The 23,475-nt window shown below is 59.9% G+C and carries 22 protein-coding genes; 11 read left to right on the top strand and 11 right to left on the bottom strand.

The annotated features are described in order from the left end of the window. Positions 1-2: 2 nt before the first annotated feature. Both ACJ8HB_RS03225 and ACJ8HB_RS03220 read right to left on the bottom strand, forming a co-directional pair. Positions 3-623 carry a glutathione S-transferase family protein gene (locus ACJ8HB_RS03225; RefSeq protein WP_047568438.1) on the bottom strand — a complete coding sequence of 207 codons (621 nt, stop codon included), beginning with the start codon at positions 621-623 and terminating at the stop codon, positions 3-5. A gap of 89 nt (positions 624-712) precedes the next feature. Beyond that, positions 713-1,369 (bottom strand): HAD family hydrolase, encoded by a 657-nt coding sequence (locus ACJ8HB_RS03220; RefSeq protein WP_033654623.1) that lies wholly within the window; start codon positions 1,367-1,369, stop codon positions 713-715. Positions 1,370-1,657: 288 nt separating this feature from the next. On the opposite strand from ACJ8HB_RS03220, the gene ACJ8HB_RS03215 reads away from it, so the two are divergent. Then, complete coding sequence (locus tag ACJ8HB_RS03215; protein ID WP_094859715.1) at positions 1,658-2,677, top strand: isopenicillin N synthase family dioxygenase; 1,020 nt, start codon at positions 1,658-1,660, stop codon at positions 2,675-2,677. A 59-nt stretch (positions 2,678-2,736) separates the two neighbouring features. On the opposite strand, the gene ACJ8HB_RS03210 is transcribed toward ACJ8HB_RS03215, so the two are convergent. Both ACJ8HB_RS03210 and ACJ8HB_RS03205 read right to left on the bottom strand, forming a co-directional pair. After that, a complete protein-coding gene (locus ACJ8HB_RS03210) occupies positions 2,737-3,882 on the bottom strand; it encodes a trans-sulfuration enzyme family protein (protein ID WP_047568434.1) in 1,146 nt (381 codons plus the stop codon). A gap of 11 nt (positions 3,883-3,893) precedes the next feature. After that, positions 3,894-5,261, bottom strand: a complete 1,368-nt coding sequence (locus tag ACJ8HB_RS03205; protein ID WP_047568432.1) for a pyridoxal-phosphate dependent enzyme — start codon at positions 5,259-5,261, stop codon at positions 3,894-3,896. Positions 5,262-5,728: 467 nt separating this feature from the next. Between ACJ8HB_RS03205 and ACJ8HB_RS03200 the strand changes: the two genes are divergently transcribed. After that, positions 5,729-6,934 carry a serine hydrolase gene (locus ACJ8HB_RS03200; RefSeq protein ID WP_033633487.1) on the top strand — a complete coding sequence of 402 codons (1,206 nt, stop codon included), beginning with the start codon at positions 5,729-5,731 and terminating at the stop codon, positions 6,932-6,934. 98 nt (positions 6,935-7,032) lie between these two features. Here the strand turns inward: ACJ8HB_RS03200 and ACJ8HB_RS03195 are convergent, their stop codons facing one another. From ACJ8HB_RS03195 to ACJ8HB_RS03185, 3 genes are all read right to left on the bottom strand, one after another. After that, on the bottom strand, positions 7,033-7,524 hold the full coding sequence (locus ACJ8HB_RS03195) for a fimbrial protein (RefSeq protein WP_223181936.1): 492 nt from the start codon (positions 7,522-7,524) through the stop codon (positions 7,033-7,035). A gap of 19 nt (positions 7,525-7,543) precedes the next feature. Continuing rightward, positions 7,544-8,461, bottom strand: coding sequence for a fimbrial protein (locus ACJ8HB_RS03190; RefSeq protein WP_072022384.1), 918 nt, complete (start codon positions 8,459-8,461; stop codon positions 7,544-7,546). 133 nt (positions 8,462-8,594) lie between these two features. Next, positions 8,595-8,924 (bottom strand): hypothetical protein, encoded by a 330-nt coding sequence (locus ACJ8HB_RS03185; RefSeq protein ID WP_033646709.1) that lies wholly within the window; start codon positions 8,922-8,924, stop codon positions 8,595-8,597. A gap of 665 nt (positions 8,925-9,589) precedes the next feature. On the opposite strand from ACJ8HB_RS03185, the gene ACJ8HB_RS03180 reads away from it, so the two are divergent. The 9 genes from ACJ8HB_RS03180 to ACJ8HB_RS03140 all read left to right on the top strand — a co-directional run bounded on the left by ACJ8HB_RS03180 (position 9,590) and on the right by ACJ8HB_RS03140 (position 17,962). Continuing rightward, the gene (locus ACJ8HB_RS03180) at positions 9,590-10,111 is read left to right on the top strand and encodes a fimbrial protein (RefSeq protein WP_025302212.1); all 522 of its coding nucleotides are present in this window, start codon (positions 9,590-9,592) and stop codon (positions 10,109-10,111) included. Between the two features lie 78 nt (positions 10,112-10,189). Beyond that, a complete protein-coding gene (locus ACJ8HB_RS03175) occupies positions 10,190-10,726 on the top strand; it encodes a fimbrial protein (protein ID WP_033654626.1) in 537 nt (178 codons plus the stop codon). A 46-nt stretch (positions 10,727-10,772) separates the two neighbouring features. Beyond that, positions 10,773-13,307 carry an outer membrane usher protein gene (locus ACJ8HB_RS03170; protein WP_049234301.1) on the top strand — a complete coding sequence of 845 codons (2,535 nt, stop codon included), beginning with the start codon at positions 10,773-10,775 and terminating at the stop codon, positions 13,305-13,307. Positions 13,308-13,388: 81 nt separating this feature from the next. Then, positions 13,389-14,153, top strand: coding sequence for a fimbria/pilus periplasmic chaperone (locus ACJ8HB_RS03165; protein ID WP_052133451.1), 765 nt, complete (start codon positions 13,389-13,391; stop codon positions 14,151-14,153). A gap of 71 nt (positions 14,154-14,224) precedes the next feature. Continuing rightward, a complete protein-coding gene (locus ACJ8HB_RS03160; protein ID WP_047568427.1) occupies positions 14,225-14,863 on the top strand; it encodes a fimbrial protein in 639 nt (212 codons plus the stop codon). Between the two features lie 50 nt (positions 14,864-14,913). Beyond that, on the top strand, positions 14,914-15,468 hold the full coding sequence (locus ACJ8HB_RS03155; protein WP_047568425.1) for a fimbrial protein: 555 nt from the start codon (positions 14,914-14,916) through the stop codon (positions 15,466-15,468). A gap of 24 nt (positions 15,469-15,492) precedes the next feature. Continuing rightward, positions 15,493-15,915, top strand: coding sequence for a hypothetical protein (locus ACJ8HB_RS03150; protein ID WP_047568423.1), 423 nt, complete (start codon positions 15,493-15,495; stop codon positions 15,913-15,915). Beyond that, entirely contained in the window at positions 15,912-17,300 is a 1,389-nt protein-coding gene (locus ACJ8HB_RS03145) for an FKBP-type peptidyl-prolyl cis-trans isomerase N-terminal domain-containing protein (protein ID WP_047568421.1), read from the top strand. The genes ACJ8HB_RS03150 and ACJ8HB_RS03145 overlap by 4 nt, the downstream gene beginning before the upstream one ends. After that, on the top strand, positions 17,297-17,962 hold the full coding sequence (locus tag ACJ8HB_RS03140; protein WP_047568419.1) for a response regulator transcription factor: 666 nt from the start codon (positions 17,297-17,299) through the stop codon (positions 17,960-17,962). The genes ACJ8HB_RS03145 and ACJ8HB_RS03140 overlap by 4 nt, the downstream gene beginning before the upstream one ends. A 54-nt stretch (positions 17,963-18,016) precedes the next feature. Here the strand turns inward: ACJ8HB_RS03140 and ACJ8HB_RS03135 are convergent, their stop codons facing one another. The 4 genes from ACJ8HB_RS03135 to deoC form a co-directional block, all read right to left on the bottom strand. Continuing rightward, complete coding sequence (locus ACJ8HB_RS03135; protein ID WP_033646691.1) at positions 18,017-19,384, bottom strand: L-serine ammonia-lyase; 1,368 nt, start codon at positions 19,382-19,384, stop codon at positions 18,017-18,019. Positions 19,385-19,476: 92 nt separating this feature from the next. Continuing rightward, positions 19,477-20,775 carry an HAAAP family serine/threonine permease gene (locus tag ACJ8HB_RS03130; RefSeq protein ID WP_004938697.1) on the bottom strand — a complete coding sequence of 433 codons (1,299 nt, stop codon included), beginning with the start codon at positions 20,773-20,775 and terminating at the stop codon, positions 19,477-19,479. A gap of 979 nt (positions 20,776-21,754) precedes the next feature. After that, positions 21,755-22,519, bottom strand: coding sequence for a DNA-binding transcriptional repressor DeoR (gene deoR / locus ACJ8HB_RS03125; protein ID WP_094859716.1), 765 nt, complete (start codon positions 22,517-22,519; stop codon positions 21,755-21,757). A 152-nt stretch (positions 22,520-22,671) separates the two neighbouring features. Then, entirely contained in the window at positions 22,672-23,352 is a 681-nt protein-coding gene (deoC, locus tag ACJ8HB_RS03120; RefSeq protein ID WP_033637798.1) for a deoxyribose-phosphate aldolase, read from the bottom strand. Positions 23,353-23,475 lie beyond the last annotated feature (123 nt).

Genomic DNA, 23,475 nt, shown 5'->3' with positions numbered 1-23,475 from the left:
GATCAGGTGAGTTCGCTCATCACGCCGCGCTGATAGGCCGGGCGGGCGCGCAGCTGCTGATACCAGCGCTCTATGTTCGGCCGCGGGCGGCGGGCGATCGGCATTTCGAACCAGGCGTAGGCGAAGCTGCCGAGCGGGATATCGCCGAAGCCGAACGCCTCGCCGGAGAGGTAAGGCTGGCGCGCCAGCGTCTGTTCGATGACGTCGAAGTGCTTTTCCAGCGTGGCGATCGCCGCTTCGATTTTCGCCATGTCGCGCAATTCCGGCGCGGTGCGGATCAGGCCCCAAAAGACGATGGTGAAGGCCGGGACGATGGTTGAGGTGGTCCAGTCCATCCACTTCTCGGCGGCGGCGCGCGCCTGCAGATCTTGCGGATAGAACGTCGCGTCGCCGAATTTCGCCGCCAGATAGCGCACGATGGTGTTGGATTCCCACAGCACGAAGTCATCGTCCTGCAGCAGCGGCACCAGGCCGTTCGGGTTCAGCGCGCGATAACTCTCTTCGTTCACCTTGCCGAACGCGCCGCCGGCGTTGATGTGGGTATAGCTCAGCCCCAGTTCGGCGGCGCACCACAGCACCTTCCTGACGTTGTTCGAATTCTCACGGCCCCAAATGGTCAGCATTGCGCAACTCCGTTAGTGGATTAAGGACCCTCTATACCTACGCCACAAAACGCTATTTGTCACACCGCAGGGCACTTTTTGCCTGCCGCTCAGCGTTCCCAGCGGCACACTTCCCAGCCGTGCTCCGCCGCCAGCGCGCTCAGTTCGCTGTCGGGGTTGATCACCGTGGCGCTGTCGACGAATTGCAGCATCGCCTTATCGTTGAGGGAGTCGCTGTAGCCGTGGCTGTGTTCGAATTGCAGGTGCGGATGCTGCGCCAGCCAGCGTTGCAGGCGGATCACCTTGCCCTGTTGATAGGTCATGGTGCCGTAGGTGTTGCCGGTGAAGCGGCCGTCGCTGATTTCCACGCCGATCGCCAGCGCATCATCGGCGCCGAGCTGTTCGGCGATCGGCGCCACCAGATGCTCGCCGGTGGCGGAGATCACCAGAATGCAGTCGCCGCGCTCGCGGTGCCACTGCAGGCGTTCACGGGCGGCGGGATAGACGCGCGGCAGGATGTCGCGGCGGATGTAACGCTGTACCCAGCCGGCCACGGTTTGCACGCTCAGGCCGGCCAGCGGCGCCAGCGTGGCCTGCATGTAATCCTCCATCGACAGCTTGCCCTGATAATAAAGCTGCATCAGCTGCTGCTCCTGCAGCTCCAGCTCCGCCGGCGCGAAGCCCTGGCCGACCAGCCAGCGGATCCACAGGCTGGCGCTGTCATCGTCAATCAGGGTTTCATCCAGGTCGAATAAGGCTAAATCCATCAGTATTTCTCCGGCAGGCAGGGTATGAGGTCGTTTACAGGATAGCGGATAGCGCCCGTCGCCAGCCAGCGGCGTCGGCGAAATTGCGCAGAGCATAAGAAACATTGATGACGGTTTTGCGACAGTTTGTTGAACGTTTGCATAACTTAGAACGCAACAATATTGGCCGCCCCGGCGAGCGCGGTGATAACTATGGAGCAAATGCAGCTACCCGGTAGGGAGTGACAATGTTGATTATTCGCCTGTATGGCAGCCCGATCGTGATTGGGGAAGAAGAGGAACCGCATGATGACGCATCTGACGACGCTGAAGACGCTGCCGCTGCTGGATCTTTCGCAGCTTGACGGCGATGCGCGTCAGCGGCGCGCCTTTCTCGACGATCTGCGCGCGGCGGCCCGCGACGTCGGTTTTTTCTATCTGCGCGGGCACGGCGTGGACGGCGCGCTGAATGCGCGGCTGCAGCAGGGCGCGCGGCAATTTTTCGCGCTGCCGGAAGCCGACAAGCTGGCGGTGCAGATGGTGCATTCGCCGCACTTTCGCGGTTACAACCGGGCGGCGGCGGAGCTCACGCGCGGCCAGCCGGACTGGCGCGAGCAGTTCGATATCGGCGCCGAACGCCCGGCGCTGACGCTGTCTGACGACACCCCGCGCTGGGCGCGCCTGCAGGGGCCAAACCAGTGGCCGGCGGCGCTGCCGACGCTGAAACCGCTGCTGCTGCAGTGGCAACAGGCGATGACCGCCATGTCGCTGCGGCTGCTGCGCGCTTTCGCTTTGGCGCTGTCGTTGCCGGATCAGGCTTTCGATCGCTTGTATGGCGATAAGCCCAACGAGCACATCAAACTGATTCGCTATCCGGGGCGGGACGCTACCGCCAGCGCACAGGGCGTCGGCGCGCACAAGGACTCCGGGTTTCTCAGCTTCCTGCTGCAGGACGAGCAAAAAGGGTTGCAGGTGGAGGTGAGCGAAGGGCAGTGGCTCGATGCCCAGCCGCGTGAAGACACCTTCGTGGTGAACATCGGCGAGCTGCTGGAACTGGCGACCAACGGCTATCTGCGCGCCACGGTGCACCGGGTGGAAACGCCGCCGGCGGGGCGCGACAGGCTGTCGATCGCTTTTTTCCTCGGCGCGCGCTTGGACGCGGTGCCGTTGTATCAACTGCCGCCGCCGCTGGCGGCGCAGGCGCGCGGCCCGGCCAGCGATCCGCTCAACCCGCTGCTGCGCGACGTGGGGTATAACTACCTGAAAGGCCGCATCCGTTCCCACCCCGATGTGGCGCAGCGCTTTTATCGGGACGTCATCGGCGTCTGAATAGCGGGCACAAAAAAGCCCGGCGCGCCGGCCGGGCTGATGGCGCTTGATGCGGGCGATTATTCCGCCAGCGCCTGCTGCAGATCGGCGATCAGATCTTCCACATCCTCAATCCCCACCGACAGGCGCACCAGCTGCGGCGTGATGCCGGTTGCCAGGCGCTGTTCCAGCGGAATGGAGGCGTGCGTCATGCTGAACGGCTGGCTGATCAGGCTTTCCACGCCGCCCAGGCTTTCCGCCAGGGTGAACAGGCGCGAGCGCTTGATGACCCGGCGCGCATAGGCGTCGTCGCCTTTCAGCCGCACCGAGATCATGCCGCCGAAGCGCGTCATCTGGCGCGCCGCCAGCGCGTGCTGCGGATGGCTAGGCAGGCCGGGATAGTAGACGTTTTCCACCTGCGGCTGGCTCTCCAGCCACTGGGCGATGCGCAGCGCGCTGTCGCTGTGGCGCTGCATGCGCAGTGCCAGGGTGCGAATGCCGCGCAGCGTCAGGAAGCTGCTGAACGGATCGAGAATGCCGCCGACCGCGTTTTGCAGGAAACCGAGCTGTTCCGCCAGCGCCGGGTTATCCCCCACCGCCGCGACGCCGGCCACCACGTCGGAGTGGCCGTTGAGGTATTTGGTGGCGGAGTGCACCACCACGTCAAAGCCCAGATCCAGCGGGCGCTGCAGATACGGCGAGGCGAAGGTATTGTCCGCCACGCTGATGAGCCCATGCTTTTTGGCGATCGCGGCAATGGCGCTCAGATCCGCCAGCTTCAGCAGCGGGTTGGTCGGGGTTTCTACCCAGATCATTTTGGTGTCCGGCTCGATCACCTGCTCCAGCCCGGCGAGATCCGCCGGCGACACGTAGGTGACGCGCAGGCCGGCGGTGCGGCTGCGCACTTTTTCCAGCAGGCGATAGGTGCCGCCGTACAGATCGTCTACTGCGATCAGGTGGCTGTCCTTATCGAGCAGCTCCAGCACCGTGGAGCAGGCCGCCAGGCCGGAGGCGAAGGCGTAGCCGCGGCTGCCGCCCTCCAGTTCGGCGATGGCGCTTTCCAGCGCGGTGCGCGTCGGGTTGGCGCTGCGGGAGTATTCATAGCCGGTATGTTCGCCCGGCGCCGGTTGGGCGTAGGTGGAGGTGGCGTAAATTGCCGGCATCACGGCGCCGGTGGCGTCCGGGGTGTAACCGGCGTGAACGGTCAACGTATCAAACTTGGCCATAATGGATCCTTTTAACGTAATTTTTGGCGCCAGGCGTTAAGCACGTCTGTGCGGGTAATCAGGCCGAGGAAGCGCTCGCCGTCGAGCACCACCGCGACGTGGCCATGGTTGAAGGTGGCCTGCAATTCGTCGTAGCCGGCTTCCTTTTGCAGCGTATGGACTTGCTTGGTCATCGCGCTGCCGGCCGGCAGGCTGAAGTGGGCGGCGTCGGCCTGGACGGCGTTCAGCAGATCCCACTCATCGATCAGGCCGACCACCCGATCGCCTTCCAGCACCGGCAGCTGCGAGATGTCGTACAGCCGCATGCGGGCATGCACAATCGCCAACGTGTCGTCCGGCGCGGCAGAAACGGCCGCGCCTTCGTCGTGGCGGTAGGCGATCAGATCGCGCAGATCGCCGTGCTGCGGCTTGCTCAGCAGGCTCTGTTCCAGCATCCAGTGGTCGTTATACATTTTAGACAGGTATTTGTTGCCGCTGTCGCAGACGAAGGTCACCACCCGCTTGGGTTCGGTCTGTGCGCGGCAGTAATGCAATGCGGCGGCCAGCAGGGTGCCGGTGGACGATCCCGCCAGCACGCCTTCCTTGCGCAGCAGATCGCGCGCGGTGGTGAAGGCTTCGGCGTCGCCGATGCGGTAAGCGTGGCGGACCTGGTCAAAGTCGCTGAGCGGCGGGACGAAGTCTTCGCCGATGCCTTCCACCAGCCAGCTGCCCGCTTCGCCGATGTGACCGTTGTCGAGGTAGTCCGCCAGGATAGAGCCGGCAGGGTCGGCCAGCACAAATTCCGTCTGCGGCGAAACCTCGGCGAAATAGCGGCTCAACCCGCCCAGCGTGCCGCCGGAGCCGACGCCAACCACGATAGCGTCCACGTCATGCTCCATCTGCCGCCACAGTTCGGGCGCGGTGGTGGTGGTATGGGCCGCCGGATTGGCCGGGTTGTTGAACTGATCGATATAAAAGGCGCCGGGGATCTCCCCGGCCAGGCGTTTGGCGTAATCCTGATAGTAAGCCGGATGCCCCTTGCCGACGTCCGAGCGGGTCAGCAGCACTTCCACGCCCAGCGCGCGCAGGTGGAAGATCTTCTCGCGGCTCATCTTGTCCGGCACCACCAGCAGCAGCTTATAGCCTTTCAGCGCCGCCACCAGCGCCAGCCCCAGGCCGGTATTGCCGGCGGTGGCTTCGATGATGGTGCCGCCCGGCTGCAGCTTGCCGTCGCTCTCGGCCTGTTCGATCATCGACAGCGCCACGCGGTCTTTGATCGAACCGCCGGGGTTTTGATTCTCCAGCTTGACGAACAGCCGGCACGGGCCGGTATCGAACCGGGTCAGTTCCAGCATCGGGGTATTGCCAATCATCTCGATGACGGAATGGGGGATTGCCATGACTCATCTCCAGGATTATTCGGTATAAAAGTCGTTATGTGGATGATAGCGCTGAGAATAAGCGCTTTAAAAAGAACAAATAACGGTTATATATGCCATTATGGAATATATTAATCTTTTTTTAGACGTATGGATGCGCAGATGTTTAGCAGTGCAGATGCTTGGCCGTGTAGCCGTAGGTGGGTGCAAAAATGCGCGTCGCGATGCTTTTCTGAACGATAAGCGGGGGGCTGCGTACAGTTATGTAAAAATGCTGAAAATTCACGCTAAACCCTGCAAAAATAAGATAAATCACATAAACTCACAGCAAGGGCATTTTCGGTGCGCTGCGTTACCCGCTACGGGCGCCGCAGGGGGTTGCGGCCGGCACGCGCGCACCGGGCCACTCTCGCTGGTTGGCTTAAAACGTGAACATGTTTGAAAGTTAACGCTATTTCAATGATTTGAATGGACACTCTGGCGACGTCATGATGAAAAAAAACTTATCCACTTCCCTGAAAAAACTGACCTTCAGCGTAGGCATCCTGTTGCTGGCCGCCCCGGCCGTGCATGCGGCCGAGCCGCCGGCGCCGCCGCAGGTAGACGCCAAGGCCTTCATTCTGATGGATTACAACAGCGGCAAGGTGTTGACCGAAGGCAATGCCGACACCCGCCTCGATCCCGCCAGCCTGACCAAGATCATGTCCAGCTACGTGATTGGGCAGGCGATCAAGGCCGGCAAGATCAAGCCGGAAGACATGGTCACCGTCGGCAAAGACGCCTGGGCGCCCGGCAACCCGGCGCTGCGCGGTTCTTCGCTGATGTTCATCAAGCCGGGCGATCAGGTGCCGGTGCTGGAGCTGAATAAAGGCATCGTGATCCAGTCGGGCAACGACGCCAGCATCGCGCTGGCGGACTACGTGGCGGGCAGCCAGGATTCGTTCGTCGGCCTGATGAACAATTACGCCAAATCTCTGGGGCTGCAGAACACCCACTTCCTGACGGTGCACGGCCTGGATGCGGAAGGGCAGTACAGCACCGCGCGCGACATGGCGCTGCTGAGCCAGGCGCTGATCCGCGACGTGCCGGACGAATACGCGCTGCATAAAGAGAAAGAGTTCACCTTTAACAAGATCCGCCAGATTAACCGTAACCGCCTGCTGTGGAGCAGCAACCTGAACGTCGACGGCATCAAGACCGGTTACACCAGCGGCGCCGGCCACAACCTGGTGGCGTCGGCCACCGACGGCCCGATGCGCCTGATCTCGGTGGTGCTGGGCGCGCCGAGCGATCGCGTGCGCTTTAGCGAAAGCGAAAAACTGCTGACCTGGGGCTTCCGCTTCTATGAAACCGCGACGCCGATCAAGGCCGATAAGCCGTTCGTCACCCAGAAAGTGTGGTTCGGCGACGTCAGCGAAGTGCCGCTCGGCGTGGCGAAAGACGCCTCGGTCACCATTCCGAAAGGGCAGATGAAAAACCTGAAGGCCAGCTACAAGCTGACCCAGCCGACGCTGGAAGCGCCGTTGGCGAAAAACCAGGTGGTCGGCACCATCGATTTCCAGCTGGACGGCAAGACCATCGAGCAACACCCGCTGGTGGTGATGCAAGAGGTGAAAGAGGGCAACTTCTTCAGCCGCATCTGGGATATGGTGATGATGAAGCTGAGCCAGTGGTTCGGCGGGATCTTCGGCTGAATACCCTGATGTGAGGAGCGCGCCCCGGGCGCACGATCCTCGACCAGGCCGCAACTGAGAGGTTGCGGCTTTTTTTTCGCGATTTTTTGGGGCGGTGATTAAAAGTAGTCCACCAGCATGGTGGCGCCGCTGGTGAAATCGCCTTCCGCCAGGGTGACGGCGCTGTTTTTCACCGGCACCGCATCAAGCGTCGGCGGATTGGCGTAGTCGATGTTCAGCGGCGTATTGATGGCGAAGGCCTTACCGTTGGCCAACAGTTTGATGCCCAACCCATTGACGCTGCTGGTTAACACGCTGCCGTCGAAGGCCGCCGCGCTGCCCATGATCTTCATTTTCAGCTGGCGGCTGTTATCCAGAAACTCGCATTTGATGCTGTAATCGATGCGTTGCATATAGCGATTGCCGTCGATGCGCTTGATGCCGACCTTGCCGAAGTCGATATCGATGGTGCGCCCGTCGTTGATCACGCAAGGCGGGGGCGCCACCACGGTGGCGGTGATGTTGACCTTGGTACCCTGGTCGGCGGCCTGAGCCGCGGCGCTAATCAGGCTCAACGCCCATAGCAGAGCGCAGCGCGTTTTACTCGTCATGTTCATTCTGGCTCCCGTCTCAAGGTGCGCTGAAGATCAGCGTGGCCGAACCCGACAGCGGGCCGGTGGCGATGCTGGTGTAAGGGACATTGTTCTTTACCGGTACAAAGGTCACGGTATCGTTGCCCTGGCCGTTGACGATGCGCGTTCTGAAGGCATTGTTCGGCTTCACCACCGCGCCGTTGTACATCATCGCCACGCCGACGTTAGGATTGGTGGTCTTGATAAAATCGCTGGAGAAGCCGCTGGCATCGCTGACCATGCGGATCAGAATATCCTGCGTCGCGCTCTGGTCGTCGCATTGGTAGCTGAGCGCTTTGTCCTGTTTTATCTGGGCATCATTGGCGCTCTGGGTCAGAAAGTCCTGACGGATCTGGCCGAAGTCGACGTTAATCTGCTGGCCGTTGTTGATGGTGCAGCTGGTGGTGACGAAGTAAGCGTCGTTGTCGGCGATCAGGCGCCAGCGATAAACGCCGCACTGTGGGCAACCCGGCTGATCGTTGGTCTGAATAAAGTTGATTTGGCCGATGACGTCGCCCTTGTTCACCTTGATGTCCGGCGTTGGGAAACGGTTCAACACGATATAAACCCGGATGGCGACCGACTGGGTTTGCAGGCCGGTAAGGCTGAGTACGCTGATGCCTGATGGCACCGGGGAGTTGTAATCGCTGCCGTTGATGGTGGTGCCGCTGCCGATGGCGCCAAAAATCGCACTGTTCATCGACAGCGCCGGGCTGTCGGTTTTGAGATAGTCATACCAGCTCGCGACGTCGTTTTTACAGGTGACCTGGCTGACGTTGACGATTTCGTTTTTGCCATAAGAAAGCTGTGGCCCGATGCGCACCCGGACGTCAACCGGCGTGGTCGAGCCCCCGGGTGGAATCAGTCCGCCATCGGACGTGCGGCAGGTAAACGCGTTGGCGTTGCCAAACAGCATGAAGAAAGATAATGCCAGGCAGCAACGTAAAAATAGCAGGGCTGTTTTTCTCACGATAATATCCCAATATATATAAATAGTGTGCGGCGTTACTCCGCAATGAAATATTGCCAATCAGGCCGGCTGGCCATATTTATTCCGTTAAAGGGGAGTGAGGGGCATCGCTGTTGGAGATGCCGTCGTTATCACCGTTCAGCAACGCGGTGGGATACCACCTCAATGAGTTGTTGATAGAGCCGTCCGTCACAATCACTTTTTTCCGGGAGACAAGATCCAACAATAGCCGCCGCGCCCGGTAAACACCGACGTTGACGGCATTGGCCAGTTGCCGCGTCGATAGCCATTGCTGCTGTGGCGGCAAGCCGCCGATAGGGCACTTACGGGGCGACTGCGCGAATAATGTTTGCAGCAGATCGTGCTGCAATTGCCGTATTTCCTTTTGTTTCGGAGATAACGCTTCCATAGCACTTCCTCTGTATTCCGATTGCCGTATTCCTAAGAAAAAACAAACTTTCGCTGCCTACCAACAACGAGGTAAAACGCGAACAAAGAAAATTCCTATCTATTTATCAGGATTGAAAAAAAAGGCGTTGCCCGCCCCGTTTTTACCTGTGCTTAGGCAGGGGTGGCGTCACGCTGAAACCTAAAATTTTGGTTTATTATATTCACAAAGCGCCACTTTGCGATCTGATTACTTGGGAATCCAAGAAAAACAGGATATTGCTCTATAAAAGCATCTTTTACGATCTATGAGGCTAAAAATAACAGTAAATTAACTTCAATTAGGAAATAAATTGCGAATGTTCGCCTTGATCAAAAAAAGCCTTTTTTTGCTGAGAGGCATTTGCCAGAATATTCATCGCCGGACAAGAAGGACGGATTAGAAAGTATTGGCCTCTGCTTGTTGTGATTTCGTTTATTTTTATATGACGGATTCATTAATGGGTGGGCCGCTGCAGACTTGCCGTTATCGACGTATTTATTGTCGATGCCTTTGGGTTTTGGCAGTTAACCAACCAGCAAGATGCTAAAGAATCAGGGCTGCGCACATATAAGCGCGAGCAGGTTTCCTGTTGCTCTTTTTCTTGATTGGAATATGCATTTTTTCTTATAAGGAATATAGGTTCTATGAAACTTAACAAAATCATGATGGCTGCAGTGATTGCATTTGGCGCAAGTTCTTTTGCACAGGCAGCCGATCAGGGACACGGTAAGGTCACCTTCACGGGCTCTATTATTGATGCGCCATGCTCTATTGCGCCCGAGTCGATCGATCAGACCGTAGATCTGGGCCAGGTTTCCAACGTGGCGTTGAAAAACGGCGGCAAATCCAACCCGCGTCCGTTTGAAATCAAACTGGAGCAGTGCGACATCACCACGCTGAAAACCGTTAAAACCACCTTCAGCGGCGTCGCATCGTCCACCGACAAGGATCTGTTGGGTATCGCGGGCACCGCCAGCGGCGCCGGCGTAGCCATCTCTTACAATGGCCAGCCGATCAAACTGGGTGAAGCGACTACCGCGCAGACCCTGAATACCGGCAACAACACCCTGCATTTCGCCGCCTACCTGCAGGGCGAAGGCGCTTCCGCCGCCATCGTTCCGGGCGATTTCACTGCCGTAGCCGATTTCACCCTGGCTTATCAGTAAGTGAGCCCGAAGGCTTAATCAACCAGGCATGGGGTTCGCCGCATGCCTGGTGAATCTCCCTGTCAAAGGAATGTCGCGATGTTTTTACCAAGGAATCGAGCGGGTGCCGTTCTTTTGGCGTCGTTGGCGTTTGCGCCCGGCCATGCAACTTCCGCCGCGCAGGGGTGGGGCAAAGTCAACATGCACGGCGCCATTATCGACACCGCCTGCGCCATTGCCGCCGGCAGCCGCGATCAGACGATCGATATGGACACTATTCCTCTCGGGCAGATCATTCGTGACGGCCAGGGGATGACCAAACCTTTCAGTATCGAATTGGTCAATTGCATTTTGGAACGGCCGGAAAACAAGCCTGACTGGAAATTCTTTCAGGTCACGTTTGATGGTTATGCGGAAGGCGCTCTGTTTGGCGTACAGGGCGATGCGCGCGGCGTTGCATTGGAGATAAAAGACAGCAGCGGCACGGCGGTTATTCCAGGGAAACCTTTGCCGATGGAGGGAATAATACCGGGGAACCGAGTGCTGAATTATTCCATGACGTTGATGCCGAATCACCAGCCGTTGAAGGTGGGAGCGTATTTTTCCACAGTGCGTTTTAAGCTGGATTATTTTTGATTTTTTCTCGTACTGACGGTTAATTCGTTATTGAAAGGACTTTATTATGCTTTCACCGGCAGGGAAGTTATTTCGTCTTCAGGCCTTGGGGCTTTGCGTTGCCCTTTCTCTGGGAAATCCAATCGCGTTGGTCTATGCCGCCGACGTGATTCAATTCAATACCGACGTATTGGACATCAACGATCGCAAAAATATCGATCTGAGCCAATTCACGCGCAGCGGCTACATCATGCCGGGCGTTTATACCATGGTGGTGCACGTCAATAAGAACGATCTGCCGGAACAGCCGGTGACGTTTATGGCGCCCGAGAACGATCCTAAAGGCAGCGAAGCCTGTCTTTCGCCGGAGTTGGTCAACCAACTGGGGCTGAAAGAAAAACTGTTAAGCACGCTGAACTGGACGCACGGCGGCCGTTGCCTTGACGCCTCCAGCCTGGCGGGGATGGAAGCCCGCGGCGATCTTGCCAGCTCCTCACTGTATCTCAACATTCCTCAGGCCTATCTGGAATACAGCTCGGAAAACTGGGACCCGCCTTCGCGCTGGGATGACGGTATTCCTGGGCTGCTGTTTGACTATAACGTCAACGCCCAAACGCAAAAACATCAGAAGGGCGGCAGCAGTTACAGCCTGAGCGGCAACGGCACCGGCGGCGCCAACCTGGGCGCCTGGCGTCTGCGCGCCGACTGGCAGGCCAACCTCAACCATCAGACCGGTTCTTCTCAGCCGACCGACAAACAGTTCGACTGGAGCCGCTATTACGCCTACCGGGCGATCCCGGCGCTGCGTTCGCGGCTGACAATGGGTGAGGATTACCTGAACTCCGACATTTTCGACAGCCTGCGCTTTACCGGCGTCAGCCTGCGATCCGACGACAGCATGTTGCCGCCCAACCTGCGCGGCTATGCGCCGGAAGTGACCGGCGTGGCGAAAACCAACGCCAAGGTGGTGGTCAGCCAGCAGGGGCGCGTGCTGTATGAAACGCAGGTGGCGGCGGGGCCGTTCCGCATTCAGGACATCAACGATGCGGTTTCCGGCGAGCTGGACGTGCGCGTCGAAGAGCAGGACGGCAGCGTGCAGGAGTTCAAGATGAACACCGCCAACATCCCTTATCTGACGCGGCCGGGTACGGTGCGTTACAAGCTGGCGACGGGCAAGCCGTCGGAGTGGGGGCACCATCTGCGCGGGCCGATGTTCGGCACCGGCGAGTTCTCCTGGGGGATCAGCAACGGCTGGTCGCTGTACGGCGGGGGCATCGCCGGCGGCGATTACAACGCGCTGTCGCTGGGGATCGGGCGCGATCTGATGGCGCTGGGGGCGCTGTCGTTCGATGCCACGCAGTCGCGTGCGCGTCTGCCGCAGGATGGCACGCTGACCGGCGGTTCGTACCGGCTGAGCTATTCGAAGAACTTCGATGAATACGACAGCCAGGTCACCTTCGCCGGTTACCGCTTCTCTCAGGAAGACTTCATGAGCATGGGGGACTACCTGGATGCGCGTTACGAAGGGGGGCGCAGCGGCAAGAGCAAGGAGATGTACACCATCACCTTCAACAAACAGTTCCGCGATCTGGGGCTGAGCACCTATCTCAACTACAGCCACCAAACCTACTGGGATCGGGCGCCGAACGATCGTTACAACCTGATGGTGTCGCGCTACTTCGACATCGGCGATTTCAAAAACGTCAGCGTGTCGCTGTCGGCCTATCGCAACCGTTACAACGAGCGCAACGACGACGGGATGTATCTGTCGCTGTCGCTGCCCTGGGGCAGCGCGGGCACGCTCAGTTACAACATGACGCTCGATCGCGAAGAGAACGCCCACCGGGTCGGGTACTACAACCGGGTCGATGAACACAACAACTATCAGATCAGCGCAGGCGCCGCACGCAGCGGAGCGACGGCCAGCGGCTATTACAGCCATCAGGGCGACATGGCGCAGATCAACGCCAACGCCAGCTACCAGGCCGGCCGCTACAGCGCCGTCGGTATCGGCGCGCAGGGCGGCCTGACAATGGCGGCGGAAGGGGCGGTGCTGCACCGCGTCAATACGCCGGGTGGCACGCGTTTGCTGCTCGATACCGAAGGCGTCGCCGGTGTGCCGGTGCGTGGCTACGGCAGTACGGTGCTGACCAACCGTTACGGCAAGGCGGTGGTGGCGGATGTAAACAGCTACTACCGCAACAAGGCCAGTATCGATCTCAACAGCCTGAGCGACAACGTCGAGGCGACGCGTTCGGTGGTGCAGGCCACGTTGACCGAGGGGGCCATCGGCTACCGCAAGTTTGAGGTGATTGCCGGCGAGAAGGCGATGGCGATCGTCAAGCTGGCGGACGGCAGCGAGCCGCCGTTCGGCGCCACGGTGCTGAATGCCCGCAAACAGGAGACCGGCATCATCAATGACGGCGGCAGCGTTTACCTGTCCGGCCTCAATCCCGGTGAGCGCATGAGCGTGCACTGGAACGGCGCGGCGCAGTGTGAAATCCAGCTGCCGGCGCCGCTGCCGGCCGAAATGTTGATGAACACGTTGCTGCTGCCTTGCCGTCCTCTTGCCGGCGACAAGCCGGCGGCCGACGCCAACTGACATACACCCGGCGGAGTGCGCTCCGCCGCTAAACCGCCGGGGCGGGCTCGTCCGCTTCCGGCCGACTGGAACCGTGAAGACATGATGAATCTGACTATGACCAGAAAGACCGTTTTCCTTGTGGGCCCGCTCGCCGCCGCGTTGACGATCGGCGCGGTCAGCCTGCCCGCCCATGCGGCCATCGCGCTGGATCGCACGCGCGTGATTTTCGACGGCGACCTGAAAACGGTCAGTCTTAACATCAGTAACCAGAACAAACAGTTGCCGTATCTGGCGCAGGGATGGATCGAAGACGATCGCGGCAACAAGATCCAAAGCCCTTTCACCGTGCTGCCGCCGGTGCAGCGGGTGGAACCGGGCAAACCGAGCCAGGTGAAGATCCAGTCGCTGCCGGCGGCGCGTCAGCTGCCGCAGGACAGGGAGACGCTGTATTACTTCAACCTGCGCGAGATCCCGCCGCGCAGCAATAAGCCGAACACGCTGCAGATAGCGCTGCAGACGCGCATCAAAATGTTTTATCGCCCGGCGGCGCTCGCCCCGAAAAAGAATGCCGCACCGTGGCAGGAGCAGCTGACGCTGACCCGGCAGGGCGACAAGTACGTGGTGAACAACCCGACCCCGTATTACGTGACGATCGTTGAGGTGAGCGCCGGCAAGGGCGGGAAAGGGGCGGCGGGCTTTGAACCGCTGATGGTGGCGCCGAAGGCCAGCGCCCCGCTGAACGTCTCCGCCGCGAGCCTCGGCAACGGGCCGTCGCTGGCGTACATCAACGATTACGGTGGGCGGCCGCAGTTGAACTTCCGCTGCGCCGGCAATGCCTGCCAGGTCGTGCCGGTCGCTAAATGACGAGCCGCACGCCAGCAGGGAAGACAGAGTGAACACAGCGGAGTGAACGAATCATGCAACGAAATATCCCCATGCTGTTGGGAAAAGCCTATGAACGTCATCAGCGACGCACTATCGGCCTGACGGTGTTGGCCGCGCTGATGGTGCCGCTGACGGTGGGCACGATGCTGGTGCTGATGCCGCCGGCTCGGGCGGTGGACAACTGGGAGGTGGAGGGCGCGAACGGCACGCTCCACGTCTACGGCGCGTTGACGGAAAGCGCCTGCAGTCTGGAAATGACCACCGCTCGTCAGGAAGTGTGGCTGGGGGAGACGGGAACGGCGCATTTTCAGCGCCCGGGCGATCGCGGCACGCCGGTGGCGTTCGAGCTGACGCTGAAAGACTGCCTGCGGGCGCCGGCGAGCAACCGCGACGCCTGGACCGGGGTGCTGGCCTGGAGCGGCAGCCAGCCTGCGGTGTCCGTGGCGTTTGCCGCGCCGACGGATGACGACGCGCCGAGCCTGGTCAGGGTCGCCGGCGTTACCGGCTTGGGGCTGCAGTTGGCGGATGCCAGCGGCCTGCCGGTGCGCCTCGGCGCGCGTAACAAACCGATCTTGCTGACGCCGGGGCAAAACACCCTGACGTATACGGTGACGCCGGTGCGCACCCCGGCGACGCTGAGCGCCGGCGCCTACCGTGCGGCGATCGATTTCCGCCTTTATTACGACTAATACGCCGCTTGCGCCGAGCCGGCGCAAGCCTAACCAAAGGGAGTGGCGTCATGCGCGCGACAGAGACAAACCGGCGCCGGAGCGCGCTGTTGGGGGCAGGCATGGTCATGGTGGCCGGCATGATGGCGCCGCCGGCGGACGCGGCGGAAAACATGCGCTTTCACGGGACGCTGGTGGCCGAGCCGTGCGTCATTCAGCCGGGAGATGAGGATATCCAACTGGATTTCGGCACCATCGTCGACAAATACCTGTATCTGAACACCCGCACCCATAGCCAAACCTTCGCGTTGCACCTGACCGAGTGCGATCTCAGCCTGGGCAATACGGTGGCCATTACGTTTACCGGCACCGAGAACGCCAAACTGCCCGGCCTGCTGGCGCTGGATGCCGGCAGCCTGGCCTCGGGGATCGGCATCGGGCTGGAGGACAGCAGCGGCAAGGCGCTGCCGCTCAATCGCGCCAGCGATAAATTCCGCCTGAATGCCGGCAACACCACGCTCACGCTGCAGGCCTATGTGCAGGGGGAACCGGAGGCTATCCAAACGAAGACCATCGGCCGCGGCACCTTCAGCGCGGTGGCCACTTTTACGCTGGAATACGAATAAGCGTCTACAAGGACAAAAAACGCAATGATGATAAAGCCCCTCAATCGCACCCTGCGCATGGGCCTGCTGTGCCTGTTGGCGTTGAGCGCCGCCGCCTGTCAAAACCAAAAATCGGGCAAACCCGCCGTGAACACCCAAAATCAGGCTGTGCAAGCGCCGTCAGAAGAGGCTTTGCGCAAGCAGCGTGAGGCCGAGCAGCTGCAGCAGTGCCAGCAGCAACTGGGCGCATTGCGCACCATCAACGAGAAACAATATCAGCGCTATAAACAGGCCTTCGACAGCCTGATGAGCGGCGCTTCGCAGTACGCCAATCTGCGCGCCCGGGTAAACGGCGACACGCAGGAGACGGTGGATGCGCTGTATCGCTACAAGGTCAACTATCTGTGCGCCGGGGTGAATCAGGCGGTGTTGACCGGGCTGGCGGATCGCGGAGAGCAGGTTAAATGAGGCTGCGTCTGTTCGGCTGTGTCGCTCTGCTGTTCACCGGCGTTGCGCAGGCGGACGACGGCGTGCCGGCGCTGCTGCAGTTTGCCGAACAGTATCAACGGCAGAGCACCGGGCCGAAGAGCGAAAACGCGGCGCCCGCCGACCGCGCGTCGGGGCAAAAAAAGCGTGAGCCGGCGAAGCGCCCGTTGGACACCCACCAGCCGGCTTCACCGGCCAAAGCTTTTACGCTGAGCCAGGCATTATTGGCGCGTGACCAACAGCTGGCGCGCCAGCGAATGGAACTGACGATGTTGCGCCAGGAACTTGCCGCGCTGCGGGCGGAGAAAGCGGCGCCACCCGTCGCGACGTTGCCTGATTCGTCAACGCTGCAGCAGTGGATCGCCGGGCTGGGCGCCGCCTGGCGCGGTTCGCCCGATGCCCAGCGCGCCGAGGCGCTGCTGCGTCAGGCGACGCAGGAAACCGCCAAAACCAAAGCGGCGGCGATGCAGGCCGAACGGCGCGCCAGCGAGCTGGAGTCCGCCGCACAGGCATCGGCACAGACGCTTGCACAACGCCAGCGCGAGCACCAGGAGGCGCTGCACGCTCTGCGCGCCGCGTTGGAAGCGAGTGAGCAGAAGCGAGCCGCTGAGCAGAAGGCGACCCAGCAGGCGCGCGAGGCGCTGTTGGCGCTGCATCAGCGGCTGCAATGGGAGATGACGCCGGAGCAGTTGAAGGATAAACGCAAGCGTTTGTCCTACGCGGCGGGCAGTGCGCTGGGGCGCGACATTCAGGGGGTAGTGGCGGAGCGTCAAAGCTGGGGCGTACCGGTGGATCGCGACAGCCTGTTGGCGGGCGTCATCGATAGCGTGTCGGGGCGTTTGCAGCTGCCGCCGGATGAACTGAATGCGCTGACGGCGCAGGCGGATGCCGCCGCCGTGGCCGCGCGTGAGAAACGCGTTAACGAACAGCGGCGGCGTGACGAAGATTACCTGGCGCAGTTCCGTCAACAAAAGGGCGTTAAGCCGTCGGCGATGGGCTTCTGGTATCGGGTGGATTACGCCGGGGAGGGGGCGTTGGCGCCAACGGCGGTGGTCGATGTGGTGGTGAAGGAGAAACTGACCGACGGCACGGTGATCCAGGATATGGAACTGAGCGGCAAGGTGCTGTCGCAACCGCTGTCCGAATATCCGCCACTGTTCCGGGAGGCGATAAGCCATCTGCATAACCACGGTTCGCTGACGATGGTCGTGCCGCCGGCGCTGGCCTACGGCGAAACCGGCTATCCGCCGAAGGTGCCGCCCAACGCCACCATGATTTATGAATTACGCATCGACAACAGTCAGGCACCGGCAAAGGGTGCCAAGGCGGTTAAACGGGAAGCCGACACGGCGGGAGGGCAGGGATGAACACCATGATAAAAATCGCGCTATTTGATGAAAATCGCTACTTCAGCGCCGGTTGGCAGGAGGCTCTGGCGCTGCACTTCAGCACTTACGGCAAGCGCACGCTGTTACTGGATGCGCAGCAGGTTCACGAAGCCGATCTGGTGTTCTGCTATTTTCCTCCCGGCGTGCAAAGCTGTTTTTGTCACTTCTTTGAGGCGCAGGCTGCGGGGCGCCAAACGCTGTATTTCTCGTTGCGAACGCCGGAGGGGCGGCATAAACGCACCGCCGGCACCCGCTGCGCGCTGGAGGCCGGCGTCATCTACCACGATACGCCGCTGGTATCGGCGCTGTATCAGGTGAACGCCGAGTTGGAGCGGCGCAGCAAATGGCCGGGCAGGCCGAGTTGTGGCATGAACTGCGTATGCCAGCACCGAGGACTGACGCTGCGCGAACAGGAGATCATGCGCTGCATGACGCGGGAGATGGGAGTGACGCAAATCGCACGGATGCTGGACATCAGCGTGAAAACCGTCAGCAATCACAAGATGAGCGTTATGCGCAAGATGGGGTTCCGGCGTAATGCCGAACTTTACGGCTGGCTGCGGCACAGCGCCCGTCCCGGCACCGTGGGGGCGCGGGCCGGCATTCAGCCTGGCATTGCGGTAGGGAAGGCGCAGCACTGAGACGGCGCCGGCCCAATCGGAGCGGCCGGCGCCTTAAGTGCCTCGCCGTGGCGGTCAGTTGCAGGCCACGACCTTGATCGCCAGCCCGCCCTGTGAGGTTTCACGGTATTTGGCGTTCATGTCTTTGCCGGTTTCGTACATGGTTTCGATCACCTTATCCAGACAAACTCGCGGTTCGCTGGTGCGGCGCATCGCCATGCGTGCGGCGTTGACCGCCTTGACGGCGGAAATGGCGTTACGCTCGATGCAGGGCACCTGAACCTGGCCGGCGAGCGGATCGCAGGTCAGCCCCAAATGGTGCTCCATGGCGATCTCCGCCGCGATGCACACCTGCGCCGGGCTGCCGCCCAGCAGCTCGGTCAACCCGGCGGCCGCCATCGAACAGGCCACGCCCACTTCCCCCTGGCAGCCCACTTCGGCGCCGGAGATCGAGGCGTTCATCTTGTACAGCGCGCCAATCACGCCGGACGCCAGGAAGTAACGGGTGTAGGAGTTGGCGTTCACCGGGCGGATGAACTTGTCGTAGTAAGCCAGCACCGCAGGAATGATGCCGCAGGCGCCGTTGGTCGGCGCGGTGACCACGCGGCCACCGGCGGCGTTTTCTTCGTTGACCGCCAGCGCGAACATGTTGATCCAATCGACCACGTTCATCGGGTCGATATTGTTCTTGTCTCCGGTCACCAGAATGCGGCGCAGCGCGGCGGCGCGACGCGGCACCTTCATCGGGCCTGGCAGCAAGCCTTCGGTGTTGATGCCGCGCTCTATACCGGCGCTCATCACCTGCCAGACGTCGGCGAAGTGCGCGTCGATATCGGCCTTGCTGCGCAGCGCCAGCTCGTTCTGCATCACCAGGCCGGACAGCGACAGCCCGGTGTCTTTGCAATGCTGCTGCAGATCGTGCGCCGATTTGAACGGGTAGGGCACCGGCGTGGCGCCCTCGGCGGACTGGCCGAAGTGCTCTTCGTCGACGATGAAACCGCCGCCGATCGAGTAATAGGTTTTGCTGTGCAGCAGGCGCTCACCGGCGAAGGCGCGGATGCGCATGCCGTTTTCGTGCAGCGGCAGGTTGTCGCTGTGGAAATTCATGCCGCCGTGCTGCGGGAAATCCACCTCGTGATGGCCGTTGGCCAGCGGCAGGCGGCCGCGCTGTTCGACGTCGCGAATAAAACCGGGAATGCTGTCGATGTCCACGTCGTGCGGCAGGTTGCCGGCCAGGCCCATGATGATGGCGATATCGGTGTGGTGGCCTTTACCGGTCAACGACAGCGAACCGTACACGTCGACCACCACGCGGGTGGTGTCCTGCAACTGCTGGTGGGCGATCAGATCGTCGACGAACTGTTTGCCGGCTTTCATCGGGCCAACGGTGTGGGAACTGGATGGGCCGATGCCAATTTTGAAAATATCGAAAACGCTGACCATGGTCTCGCCTCCTTCTTCAGGTTTCAGGCGGTGAATACGGGAAATGGGGGAGTGCGGGAGGGCCGGCGCGCAGCGGCGCCGGCCGGACGTGATTAGCCGAGCAGGCTGAACACGATAGCAGAGATGGCGATCAGACCCATCACAACCACGAACACGTTGCTGATGTGGCCGCTGTACTTGCGCATGGCAGGCACTTTACGGATGGCATACATTGGCATCAGGAACAGCAGCATGGCGATGATTGGGCCGCCCAGGGTTTCGATCATGCCCAGGATGCTTGGGTTCAGGGTGGCGACGATCCAGGTGGTCACCAGCATGAAGATAGCGGTCATGCGGTTCAGCTTGGCGGTGCTGACGGTTTTGCCGCGGCTCTTCATCGACTTGGCAACCAGGCCGTTGAAGCCTTCACGCGCGCCCAGGTAGTGGCCCAGGAACGATTTGGTGATGGCGACGAAGGCGATAACCGGCGCGATGTACTCGATCATCGGGTTATTAAAGTGGTTAGCCAGGTAAGACAGAATCGAGATGTTCTGCGCCTTGGCTTCCGCCAGGTTTTCCGGCGTCAGGCTCAGCACGCAGCTGAACACGAAGAACATTACGGTCAGCACCATCATGATGTGTGCGTAGGCCAGAATGCGGGAGCATTTCTTCTCGGCGTCTGCGCCGTACTCTTCGCGTTTGGCGACGGCGAAGGCGGAGATGATCGGCGAGTGGTTGAAGGAGAACACCATTACCGGGATCGCCAGCCACAGGGTCATGATCAGGCCGTGGCCCATGCCGGTACCGCTGCCGGACAGCGACACGTTTTCGAAGATGGCGCCGGTCCAGTTAGGGATCAGATACACCGCCAGCAGCATCAGCACCGCGACGAACGGGAAGACCAGGATGCTCATGGTTTTCACGATGGCCTGCTCACCGAAGCGCACGATGGTCATCAGGCCGACGATCAGGATCAGCGACAGGATGGCGCGCGGTGGCGACGTCATACCCAACTGGTGGGTGATGAAGCTGTCGACGGTGTTGGTGATCGCCACGCTGTAAACCAGCAGAATCGGGTAGATGGCGAAGAAGTACAGCAGGGTGATCAGTTTACCGGCGGTGATGCCGAAGTGCTCTTCTACCACGGCGGTGATGTCTTCACCGGGATTCTTGCCGGACAGAACGAAACGGCACAGGCCGCGGTGGGCAAAGAAGGTCATCGGAAAAGCGATGATGGCCATGATGATCAGAGGAATCAAACCGCCGATGCCGGCGTTGATTGGCAAGAACAGGACGCCTGCGCCGATGGCGGTGCCATACAGGCCCAACATCCACATGGTATCCGTTTTACGCCAGGTACTGCTGGAGCCCGAGGCCGCAGAGGCAATTGTGCCGGTCTGTGTAGTGTCCATAAATATCTCCGAAGTGAACACGAATTTAAAATTAAAAGGCAAAACTTAAGGTTAAACCGTCAAACGTCCTATTCAGGCAACGCTTGCGGTAAGAATCAGGTGTTGCTTGCGGGGATGTTTTGGCGTCCCCCTGGTTGTTTATTGTGTTCATTACCAAGGCACAGCGCCGGGTAATTCACTAAAGACTTTTCACCGTCACGGGCGATAAAAGTCGTTACCGCTGCCGACAGGTCTTTGCCTGTCGATTTTTGTTGGCGGCAAGATAACGATTTACAGTAGAAACAACCGTGATCCTGCTCTCAAATGCGCAATATGTGCAGTTATCTGCTTTTTTATCGATTTTTCGCGCATTTGTTGCACATTTGTGTAAGATTTTGTGCTGAGAACGCTCTCATAATAATTTCTGCGATTATGCGGTTTGTACAATAATTAGCCGGATAAAGCGCTGTGCTCAGCAGCAAGCCGAGCAATATATTTTATGCGTGGTTTTGGATCTAGCGAAAAACCCGGATTAAGCAGTTTTAGTGATGTGGATCACATTGTATTTTTAAGTAAAATTTCATTCATCGATTTGTTTTTAAATAGTTTTTAATGAAAATCGCCGTTAATAACGAAGGGAAATTACTTACGTGGTTAGCGGATAGAAATGCGTAACCATTCATCATATAAATAACAGATGCCTAACAGGTATTGGCGATATTTGCTGCAACCGCTTAAACCGCCGTTTATTTAAACATCGCGGCCTTTGGCGCGATTTATCATATAAAAGCCATAAATAGTCGTTAATTTACCCAGCCGGCAGCGGGTTTAGCCTGCGAGAAAATAATCACCCGGGTGACCTGTTGCATTTTATTAACCTGATGTTGCGTGCGGATAAGCGAAAAACGCGAATCGATTGCGCATTATTTGTTCATTTTCGGGCGGGGAAAGAAGGGGATTGCAGCGGTGCGCCGTCGGTTTCGACGGCGCAGAAGGCGAATTAATAGCGGGTAGCGATGGCGTTGTCGTTGAAGAACGCCATGAAGTCGGCGTCCGGTTGGCGGTCGCTGATCACCCGATCGAACTGCGTCAGCGGGCCGATGCAGGCCGGTTTGGTTTTGCCGAACTTGCTGTGATCCGCCACCAGGATCTTTTGCTGCGCCATCGCCATGGCGCGATGCTTCATCTCCAGCTCGTCGAAGTTGAAGCAGGTGGCGCCATGCTGCAGGCTGAGGCCGGCGGCGGAGATAAAGGCGATGTTCGGGCAGATGTGATCGAGCTCGTTGCGGCCGCCGACGCTGGAAAAGATGTAGTTGTTCGGCTTGAACTCACCGCCGCACAGGACCGCTTTGCAGTTCGGTTTGTCCTGCAGCGCCAGGAAGGTGTTCAGCGAATGACACACGGCGGTGAAGATCAGCTCGTCGGCGATGGCGTCGATGATCGCCGGGGTGGTGGTGCCGCAGTCGAAAAACACCGTGTCGTTTTCATTGATCAAGGGGGCCGCCAGCAGGCCGATGCGCCGTTTCTCCGTCACCTGCTTGGCTTTTTGATCGGAAACGAAGTAGTTGGTTACGCCGTTGCTGCGTGGATCGGTCACCACGTAGCCGCCGAGCAGCACCACCGCCGCCGGTTCGGCGCTCAGATCGCGGCGAATGGTCATCTCCGAGACCCCCAGCAGCACGGCGGCTTCTTTCAGGTGGATCTTGTCAGCGCGTTTTAACGCCTGAACTAACCGGTTGATACGTTCTTCGCGCCGCGTTTCCATAGATCCGTCTTCCCACAGGTAGTAGAGGTAAAGGGCGTGCCGGCGTTTCCGGCGTTAAACACAACGATGCGGGGCAATATCGGGCCGCATTGGCCGCCCGTATTGTCCCGCATCGTTGTGTATTGGCTATGCCCGTCAGGGCATGCCGACGATCAGTAGCTGCCCGCCGCCGGCTGGGCGCCGGATACGATGGCGACGCCGGAGCTGGTGCCGATACGCGTGGCGCCGGCGTTGATCATCTTCTCGGCGGTGGCGCGATCGCGCACGGCGCCGGAAGCTTTCACGCCCATTTCGCTGCCCACGGTCTCGCGCATCAGTTTGACGTGCTCTTCCCGCGCGCCGCCGGTGCTGAAGCCGGTAGAGGTTTTCACGAAGGCGACATCGAGTTCGCGACACATTTCACAAACCTGGACGATCTGCGCATCGCTGAGCAGGCAGGTTTCCAATATTACCTTCAACGGGATCGCCGCGCAAACCTCGCGCACGGCGGCGATGTCGGCTTTCACTTCGTCCAGCAGGCCGCTTTTCAGCCAGCCGACGTTGATCACCATATCGATCTCTTGCGCGCCGGCGGCGATTGCCGCTTTGGCTTCAAAGGCTTTGGCGACGGTCAGGCCGGCGCCCAGCGGGAAACCGATCACCGAGCAGACTTTCACAGTGCTTTCCTGCAGCAACTGGGCCGCCAGCGGCACGTAGCCGGAGTTGACGCATACCGCATAGAAGTTGTGCTGCTGCGCTTCTTCGCACAGTTTGGCGATCTGCAGTTCGGTGGCGTCCATCGCCAGCAGGGTGTGGTCAACATAGCTGGCGTAATCGATGTTTTCGGTGGTCATCGCGATTCCTTAGTGAAGTTAAGACAGTAAGCCGGATGGATAATGTGAAAATAATAACATTCAGATACCGATAAACCTAGCGATGTTTAAAAAATGTCGACGAGATCGTCGCGAACAGGCCGT

The sequence above is a fragment of the Serratia sp. CY27727 genome (assembly GCF_052169275.1).
Classification (GTDB): domain Bacteria; phylum Pseudomonadota; class Gammaproteobacteria; order Enterobacterales; family Enterobacteriaceae; genus Serratia; species Serratia sarumanii.
The sequence above is the reverse complement of the archived record's forward strand: the minus strand, read 5'-3'. Positions and strand labels throughout refer to the sequence as shown.

What these genes read in the sequence shown, in the direction of transcription:
- ACJ8HB_RS03225 (WP_047568438.1), bottom strand. Translation starts at nt 623, where the DNA reads ATGCTGACCATTTGGGGCCGTGAGAATTCGAACAACGTCAGGAAGGTG.
- ACJ8HB_RS03220 (WP_033654623.1), bottom strand. Translation starts at nt 1,369, where the DNA reads ATGGATTTAGCCTTATTCGACCTGGATGAAACCCTGATTGACGATGAC.
- ACJ8HB_RS03215 (WP_094859715.1), top strand. Translation starts at nt 1,658, where the DNA reads ATGACGCATCTGACGACGCTGAAGACGCTGCCGCTGCTGGATCTTTCG.
- ACJ8HB_RS03210 (WP_047568434.1), bottom strand. Translation starts at nt 3,882, where the DNA reads ATGGCCAAGTTTGATACGTTGACCGTTCACGCCGGTTACACCCCGGAC.
- ACJ8HB_RS03205 (WP_047568432.1), bottom strand. Translation starts at nt 5,261, where the DNA reads ATGGCAATCCCCCATTCCGTCATCGAGATGATTGGCAATACCCCGATG.
- ACJ8HB_RS03200 (WP_033633487.1), top strand. Translation starts at nt 5,729, where the DNA reads ATGATGAAAAAAAACTTATCCACTTCCCTGAAAAAACTGACCTTCAGC.
- ACJ8HB_RS03195 (WP_223181936.1), bottom strand. Translation starts at nt 7,524, where the DNA reads ATGACGAGTAAAACGCGCTGCGCTCTGCTATGGGCGTTGAGCCTGATT.
- ACJ8HB_RS03190 (WP_072022384.1), bottom strand. Translation starts at nt 8,461, where the DNA reads ATGCTGTTTGGCAACGCCAACGCGTTTACCTGCCGCACGTCCGATGGC.
- ACJ8HB_RS03185 (WP_033646709.1), bottom strand. Translation starts at nt 8,924, where the DNA reads ATGGAAGCGTTATCTCCGAAACAAAAGGAAATACGGCAATTGCAGCAC.
- ACJ8HB_RS03180 (WP_025302212.1), top strand. Translation starts at nt 9,590, where the DNA reads ATGAAACTTAACAAAATCATGATGGCTGCAGTGATTGCATTTGGCGCA.
- ACJ8HB_RS03175 (WP_033654626.1), top strand. Translation starts at nt 10,190, where the DNA reads ATGTTTTTACCAAGGAATCGAGCGGGTGCCGTTCTTTTGGCGTCGTTG.
- ACJ8HB_RS03170 (WP_049234301.1), top strand. Translation starts at nt 10,773, where the DNA reads ATGCTTTCACCGGCAGGGAAGTTATTTCGTCTTCAGGCCTTGGGGCTT.
- ACJ8HB_RS03165 (WP_052133451.1), top strand. Translation starts at nt 13,389, where the DNA reads ATGATGAATCTGACTATGACCAGAAAGACCGTTTTCCTTGTGGGCCCG.
- ACJ8HB_RS03160 (WP_047568427.1), top strand. Translation starts at nt 14,225, where the DNA reads ATGCTGTTGGGAAAAGCCTATGAACGTCATCAGCGACGCACTATCGGC.
- ACJ8HB_RS03155 (WP_047568425.1), top strand. Translation starts at nt 14,914, where the DNA reads ATGCGCGCGACAGAGACAAACCGGCGCCGGAGCGCGCTGTTGGGGGCA.
- ACJ8HB_RS03150 (WP_047568423.1), top strand. Translation starts at nt 15,493, where the DNA reads ATGATGATAAAGCCCCTCAATCGCACCCTGCGCATGGGCCTGCTGTGC.
- ACJ8HB_RS03145 (WP_047568421.1), top strand. Translation starts at nt 15,912, where the DNA reads ATGAGGCTGCGTCTGTTCGGCTGTGTCGCTCTGCTGTTCACCGGCGTT.
- ACJ8HB_RS03140 (WP_047568419.1), top strand. Translation starts at nt 17,297, where the DNA reads ATGAACACCATGATAAAAATCGCGCTATTTGATGAAAATCGCTACTTC.
- ACJ8HB_RS03135 (WP_033646691.1), bottom strand. Translation starts at nt 19,384, where the DNA reads ATGGTCAGCGTTTTCGATATTTTCAAAATTGGCATCGGCCCATCCAGT.
- ACJ8HB_RS03130 (WP_004938697.1), bottom strand. Translation starts at nt 20,775, where the DNA reads ATGGACACTACACAGACCGGCACAATTGCCTCTGCGGCCTCGGGCTCC.
- deoR (WP_094859716.1), bottom strand. Translation starts at nt 22,519, where the DNA reads ATGGAAACGCGGCGCGAAGAACGTATCAACCGGTTAGTTCAGGCGTTA.
- deoC (WP_033637798.1), bottom strand. Translation starts at nt 23,352, where the DNA reads ATGACCACCGAAAACATCGATTACGCCAGCTATGTTGACCACACCCTG.